The sequence below is a fragment of the Thermodesulfovibrio hydrogeniphilus genome (assembly GCF_054657355.1).
Genome location: NZ_BAAHYW010000002.1, coordinates 25,702 through 32,981, shown reverse-complemented (window position 1 = coordinate 32,981; position 7,280 = coordinate 25,702). Strand labels below are relative to the sequence as shown.

Sequence of the window (7,280 nt, the reverse complement as noted above, 5' to 3'; positions counted from 1 at the left end):
AATGATTTGAAATATGCTCTAATGGAATTTAATGTCTATTATTTAATGACAGGATCTGGCCAGCCTCAAATAATAAAAGCAAGTGTAATAAATCATAAAATCCCCCTCCCCCCTCTCCCCGAGCAAAAGCGCATTGCTTATGTTCTCTCTACCGTGCAGGAAGTGAAAGAGAAAACTGAAAATACCATTAAAGCCCTCAAAGAATTCAAAAAATCCATGATGCGCCACCTCTTCACCTACGGACACGTAAGCCCCGAAAAGACAGACACGGTGGAACTCAAAGAAACCGAAATCGGAAGGATGTCGAAACATTGGAAGGTGGTGAGGTTGGGGGAGGTAGCATCTATAAAAACTTCTTTTCCTCCTTTTAGTTCTATTGTAAGCAAACAAATCAAATACTATGATGTCTGTATTCATGCTTTAAAAGTGTCTGATATGAATTTGCCACAAAATACAAAATTTATAACTTCACCTGCCATAGTTTTCTATGCAAATCAGGAATTTATAAAGAAAACTTTAAAACCTTTATCTATAGTGTTCCCCAAAAGGGGTGGAGCAATTGGAACAAATAAAAAAAGGATAACATCTTCGTATTCAATACTTGATCCAAATCTTATAGGGGTCGAACCGAGTGAGGAAGTAGATTATTTATTTCTCTACGAGTTCTTAAACAAAGTAGACTTAAAAATAATCCAACATCAAACCACAGTCCCCCAACTGAATAAGAATGATGTAGCAAGAATTTTGCTCCCCCTCCCCCCTCTCTCCGAACAACAGCAAATCGCTTCTATCCTCTCCGCCATTGATGAAAGTATTGACGCAGCGGAGAAGAAAAAACAAGCACTAGAGGAGCTTTTTAGGTCGCTACTGCATAATCTGATGACAGGGAAAATAAGGGTAAATCAAATAAAATTAGAGGAAAACCATGTCCAAGCTCGGTAACGAAAGATATTCAGTTCAGAATACCTTGATTGACTATGTGAAAGAACCATCAGCTGAGTACTCAACATCCAGCGGAGAGAAGCTATTTCTCAATCTTGGTTGGGAGTATGTAAGACCAGAGGATGCCTTGACATTAAGAGGTGGAAAGACCGGACTGATTTTTAGAGATATTTTCAAAAAGCAAGTATGCAAACTCAACCCCTTTGTTACCGAAGAGATGGCAGAAACGCTTCTGCAAAAGATTGAAAGACTTCCTGCCCGTATTGAAGGAAACCTTGAGGCATGGGAATACCTCAAAGGACTTAAAACAATCTTTGTCCAGCAAGAAAGAAGAGAAAAAAATGTCACCCTCATAGATAGAAACATAGATAACAACATCTTTCAGGTTACCGATGAGTTTGAGTTTAGCAATGGCATAAAGACCAATCGCTACGATATTGTTTTTCTTATCAATGGTATCCCTCTCTTTTTCGTTGAAACCAAAGCAGCCCATAAAATTGAAGGTATATCCGAAGCACTTGAGCAGGTTAGAAGATACCACAGAGAAACACCTGAAGCCATGACGCTCTTTCAGGTTTATACACTGACCCATATTATCCATTTTTATTATTCTGCTACATGGAATTTTTCAGTAAAAAATCTACTCAACTGGAAAACCGAAATTAGAACTCATTCTTTTGAAGAGCTTGTTAAGACATTCTTTGACAATAAAAAAGTGGTTGATACCATTTTGAGTTACATCCTATTTACCCGTCAGGATGATGAACTGAAAAAAGTAGTCCTCCGTCCCCATCAGATGAGGGCTATAGGTAAGATTGTAGACAGAGCCTCCGATAAAATCAAAAAACGAGGACTCATCTGGCATACGCAGGGCTCGGGCAAAACTTATACCATGATTGTTACCGCAAAGGAAATCCTTGAAGACTCTGCCTTTAAAAATCCAACAGTCATTATGCTTGCCGATAGAAACGAACTTGAAAGCCAGTTATTCATCAATCTTAAATCAGTTGGTTTTTGAGATAGACGAAAATCGCATAGCCCAGTCAAAGAAACATCTGCAGGAGCTTCTTAAAAATGACACACGCGGACTCATTGTTACGATGATACACAAATTTGAAGGTATGCCCCAAAATATCAATACGAGAAATAATATCTTTGTTCTGGTAGATGAAGCTCACCGTACAACAGGAGGGAATTTAGGAAATTATCTAATGGGAGCACTTCCAAATGCCACTTATATTGGTTTTACAGGCACCCCTATAGATAAAACCGCTTATGGCAAAGGGACTTTTAAAACTTTTGGGGCTGAGGATGAAAAGGGATATTTAGATAAATATTCTATTTCCGAATCTATTGAAGACGGAACTACGGTAAAGCTTCATTACACCCTTGCTCCTAATGAATTGCTACCAGACAAAGAAACTCTTGAAGAGGAGTTCCTAAACTTAGCCGAGGCAGAAGGAATAAGTGATATTGAAACCCTCAATAAAGTCCTTGAAAAAGCAGTAACGCTTAAAAATATGCTAAAAAATCCAGAACGTATCCAGAAAGTTGCGGAGGTCGTTAAAAAACATTTTACAGAATATGTTGAGCCTATGGGATATAAGGCTTTTCTTGTGGCTGTTGATAGAGAGGCTTGCTGCTTATACAAAGAAGAGCTGGATAAATTTTTCCCCGAAGAATATACTGAGGTTGTTATAAGTGCTGGGCACAATGATCCTTCAGAAATTGTAAAGTATCATCATAGCGAAGAGGAAGAAAAAAGGATACGAAAGGCGTTTCGAAACCCTGATGAACTTCCTAAAATACTTATTGTAACCGAAAAATTACTAACTGGATTTGATGCGCCAATTCTCTATTGTATGTATCTTGATAAACCCATGCGTGACCATGTGCTTTTGCAGGCAATTGCAAGAGTCAATAGACCCTACGAAGATGATGCAGGCAGGAAAAAACAGTGCGGCTTTGTTCTTGATTTTGTAGGTATATTTGATAAACTTGAAAAAGCCCTTGCCTTTGATAGTGGCGATGTAGAAGACATCCAAAAGGTTGTAAAAGACATTCAAGTTCTGAAAAACGACTTTAAGGAAAAAATGCAATCAGCAAGAAAAGAATACTTAAGCCTTATTGAAAAGCAAACTAAAGATAAAGCTGTGGAAATTATTCTTACCCATTTTCAGGATGAAGAAAGACGGCATGAATTCTATGAGTTTTACAAAGAACTTGCTGACATGTACGAGATTATCTCACCCGATGCATTTTTAAGGGAATACTTGGACGATTACGACACCCTTTCACGAATGTATAGAATATTAAAAGAAGCCTATGAACCGGGCACACTTGTTGATAAAGAATTTACAAGAAAAACTGCCAAACTTGTGCAGGATTATACGAAAACAGAAAAGGTGGAGTTGTCCATAGAAGTTTACGAAACCAACGAACATACTCTAAGAAAACTTGAAGAGAGCAATGTCTCAGATACAGAAAAGGTATTTAACCTTTTAAAAAGCATTGGACAGGTTATTGAAAAGGAGTCAAAAATCAATCCGTATCTCATATCTATAGGCGAGAAAGCAGAAGCCCTATCAAAATTATTTCAAGAAAGGCAGAAAACAACAAAAGAAATTTTAGAAGAATTAAAAAGACTAATAGAGGAAATAAACTCAGCAAAAAAAGAACAAGAAAGTAAAAATTTAAACAGAGAAGAATTTACTATCTATCGGGTCTTAAAAGATGAATATTTACAAAATCCGGAGGAAGTGGCAAGAGAAATAAACAAAATATTTGAAAAAATTCCTCACTGGAGGACAAGTGAAGAACAGGAAAGGGAGATAAAAAATAAAGTTAATGCTATTTTTATCAAGAGCCAAATTGAAATCAAAAAAGCTGTATACTTAACCCAGAAAATACTGAATATTTTAAAAAAAGGATAATCATGAAACCTGAAGAGTTAAAAGAAGAGGTAATACACTTGGCAAATAAAATAGGTGTCTCTCCAAAAGAGATACATATACGCAAAATGAAACGAAAATGGGCAAGCTGTTCAAGTAAAGGGAGAATAACATTATCAACAGCTCTGCTTAAAGAACCTATTGAAGTTAGAAATGAAGTTATACTTCACGAGTTACTTCATTTAAAATATCCCAATCATGGAAAGATGTTTAAACTTTTATTAAAAAGATACCTACGAAAAATAAAGGGACTACAAAACTTAAAAAGAATATAAGTGTTTGATTTTATTGAAGCTCACACATTTTTCTTCCTTCTCAACCAGTTCTGCAATTTTTCCATGTAAAGATAAAACACAGGAGTTACATAAAGGGTTAGCATTTGGGAAAATAGGAGTCCGCCTACTACTGCTAAGCCAAGTGGTTGACGGACTTCTCCTCCTGCACCAATTCCTAATGCAATCGGAAGTGCACCAAAAAGTGCTGCCATTGTTGTCATCATAATTGGACGAAATCTTATTAGGCAAGCACTGTAAATAGCATCCTCAGGTTTTTTCCCTTCATTTCTTTGAGCATCAAGGGCAAGGTCAATCATCATAATTCCGTTTTTCTTTACAAGTCCTATAAGCATTATTATTCCAACAAAAGAGTAAACATTTAGCTCCTTTCCAAATATCATAAGAGTCAGCAATGCACCAAATCCTGCAAATGGAAGTGCTGTAAGAATTGTAATTGGATGAATGAAGCTTTCATAAAGAATTCCAAGCACAATGTAAACAACAACCACAGCTACTATCAAAAGAAACCAAAGTCCCTGAAAGGACTCCTGAAATGCCTGTGCAGCACCTTGAAAGCTTGTCATTATTGTTTGAGGTAGTGTCTGACTTGCAAGTTTTTGTATTTCAGAGACCGCATCTCCAAGAGAGACATCAGGTTTCAAGTTAAATGAGATTGTAACAGATGGAAGCTGTCCAGTGTGATTAACTGTAAGTGGTCCAACACTTTCAGAAACAGTGGCAACAGAGCTTAATGGAACAAGTTGTCCTTTATATGAACGAATATAAAGCATTGACAAAGTGGAAGGGTCTTTTTGATACTCTGGTTCAACTTCAAGAATAACTTGATATTGATTGTTTGGTGCATAAATTGTGGAGACCCATTTGCTTCCAAATGCATTCCACAAAGCATTTTCAATCTGCTCAGCAGTAACTCCTAATGCCTCTGCTTTGTCTCTGTCAATATTGACAATAAGCTGACGATTTTTAAGCTGAAGATTACTTGATACATCCTGCAAAATAGGCATTTGCCTCATTTTTTCCTCAAGTATTTGAGCATAATGGTAAAGCTCATTAATATCTGAACTTGAAAGAGTAAACTGATAAAGACTTTTTGTAAGGGTTCCACCAATACGAATTGTAGGAGGATTCTGAGGATATGCCTTGATTCCGGGAACAGACATAAGTTTTGGCCTAAGTTGTTCAATTAATTTATCTACATGCTCTCTTTCAGAACGGGGCTTAAGATTGAGAAACATTCTTCCAGCATTTGATGCAGGAGAGCCAGGTCCCGGACCAACTGAGGTCATAAATGCTCTTACATAGGGTTCTTTTAAAACAATATTTGCAAGTTGAAGCTGATGTCTTACCATGTCATCAAATGAAATGTCTTCAGGTCCTTCTGTCATAACAAAAATTTGTCCCTTATCCTCACTTGGAAGAAATCCAGTTGGAATTTTGATAAATAAGAAAATAGTTAAAATTAGTATGACTGCTGAGCCAATTATTATGATTCTGTGGTTTTTAAGTGACCAGCTCAGACTTACTTTATAAACATCAAGCATCCACTGAAAACCCTTTTGAAGTGCTCTGTAAAGTTTTCCATGCTTTTTATTTTCAACTTTTATAAATCTACTACACATCATAGGAGTAAGGGTTAAGGAAACCAAGCCAGAGATTAATATTGCAACTGATATAGTTACAGCAAATTCTTTAAAAAGCCTTCCTATTATTCCACCCATAAATAGCACAGGAATAAAAACTGCAACCAGTGAAAGGGTCATAGAAAGGATTGTAAACCAAATCTCCCTTGAGCCGTTTAGTGCTGCTTGAAAAGGACTCTCTCCTTTTTCAATATGGCGGACAATATTTTCAAGCATAACAATAGCATCATCAACGAGAAATCCTATTGAAAGGGTAAGTGCCATAAGGGATAAGTTGTCCAAACTGTAGCCAAGCAGATACATTACTCCAAAAGTTCCAATTATTGATATGGGAAGTGCTGCAGAAGGTATTACTGTAGCTGAAAGTCTTCTTAAAAAGATAAAGATTACCATTACAACAAGAAAAACTGTAAAGAGCAAAGTAAGCTGAACATCTCTTACAGATTCTCTTATTGAAACTGAACGGTCATAAAGAAAATTGAGCGATACCTGAGGAGGCATCTGTTTTCTAAGTTCTTCCATTCTTCTTTTAACATTATCAGCAACTTCAACAGTGTTTGTTCCTGGCTGTCTGTAAACCGCAACAACCATAGCCCTCTGAAGCTTGCCTTCAGCACCAAACCATGCAGCAAGTTTGTCATTTTCAACACTGTCAATAGCTTTTCCTATATCTCTGACTCTTATTACAGAACCATTTTTTTGAAAAATAATTAAGTTGTTGAATGCCTCAGCATTGTATAGCTGACCTGTAGCCTCAATTGTGAATGATTTGTAGTCTCCATAAAGTGTTCCTGTTGGAAGCTCCACATTGCCTTTTCTCAGTGCCTGTTCAACTTCATCTATTCCTATGCCTCTGCTTGCCAATATTTGAGGATTAACTCTCACTCTTACTGCATACTTTTGAGCACCAAATATTTGTACCTGTGCAACTCCATTAACCATTGAAATATTCTGTGCCAGAAGTGTATCTGCATACTCATGAACTCTGTAAAGTGGCATTGTTGGAGATGTGATTGCAAAATAAAGAATTGGCATATCTGCTGGGTTTACTTTTCTGAAAGTAGGAGGAGATGGCATGTTTGAAGGAAGATTTTTTAATGCAGTAGCTATTGCAGTCTGAACATCCTGTGCTGCTGCGTCTATGTCTCTGCTTAGATCAAACTCTAATGTAATTTGCGTTATACCCTTTGCATTTACAGAATTCATTGATTTTAAACCTGAAATTGTTGAAAACTCCCTTTCAAGGGGAGTTGCAACAGCTGAAGCCATTGTCTCAGGAGATGCACCTGGAAGTGAGGCTGATACAAGAATTGTTGGAAAATCTACATTAGGAAGTTCTGCTATTGGCAAATACCTGTAGCCAACAAGTCCAAAAATAACTATATTTAACATTAAAAGAGTTGTTGCTACAGGACGCTTTATAAATATTTCAGAAAAATTCATTTATTTCA

The 7,280-nt window shown here is 36.8% G+C and carries 5 protein-coding genes; 4 read left to right on the top strand and 1 reads right to left on the bottom strand.

All coding sequences use genetic code 11. The features are described 5' to 3' along the window. From ACYQ3P_RS11745 to ACYQ3P_RS11730, 4 genes are all read left to right on the top strand, one after another. The coding region (locus ACYQ3P_RS11745) for a restriction endonuclease subunit S (RefSeq protein ID WP_460178119.1) at window positions 1–942 on the top strand (942 nt) is incomplete at its 5' end. Beyond that, a complete protein-coding gene (locus tag ACYQ3P_RS11740; RefSeq protein WP_460178016.1) occupies window positions 926–1,960 on the top strand; it encodes a type I restriction endonuclease in 1,035 nt (344 codons plus the stop codon). The genes ACYQ3P_RS11745 and ACYQ3P_RS11740, both read left to right, overlap by 17 nt. Further along, a complete protein-coding gene (locus tag ACYQ3P_RS11735) occupies window positions 1,950–3,875 on the top strand; it encodes a type I restriction endonuclease subunit R (protein WP_460178017.1) in 1,926 nt (641 codons plus the stop codon). The genes ACYQ3P_RS11740 and ACYQ3P_RS11735 overlap by 11 nt, the downstream gene beginning before the upstream one ends. Window positions 3,876–3,877: 2 nt before the next feature. Next, window positions 3,878–4,168: a M48 metallopeptidase family protein gene (locus tag ACYQ3P_RS11730; RefSeq protein WP_460178018.1), complete on the top strand. Its 291-nt coding sequence runs from the start codon at window positions 3,878–3,880 to the stop codon at window positions 4,166–4,168. A gap of 20 nt (window positions 4,169–4,188) precedes the next feature. Here the strand turns inward: ACYQ3P_RS11730 and ACYQ3P_RS11725 are convergent, their stop codons facing one another. After that, window positions 4,189–7,272 (bottom strand): efflux RND transporter permease subunit, encoded by a 3,084-nt coding sequence (locus ACYQ3P_RS11725; RefSeq protein WP_460178019.1) that lies wholly within the window; start codon window positions 7,270–7,272, stop codon window positions 4,189–4,191. Between the last annotated feature and the right edge of the window lie 8 nt (window positions 7,273–7,280).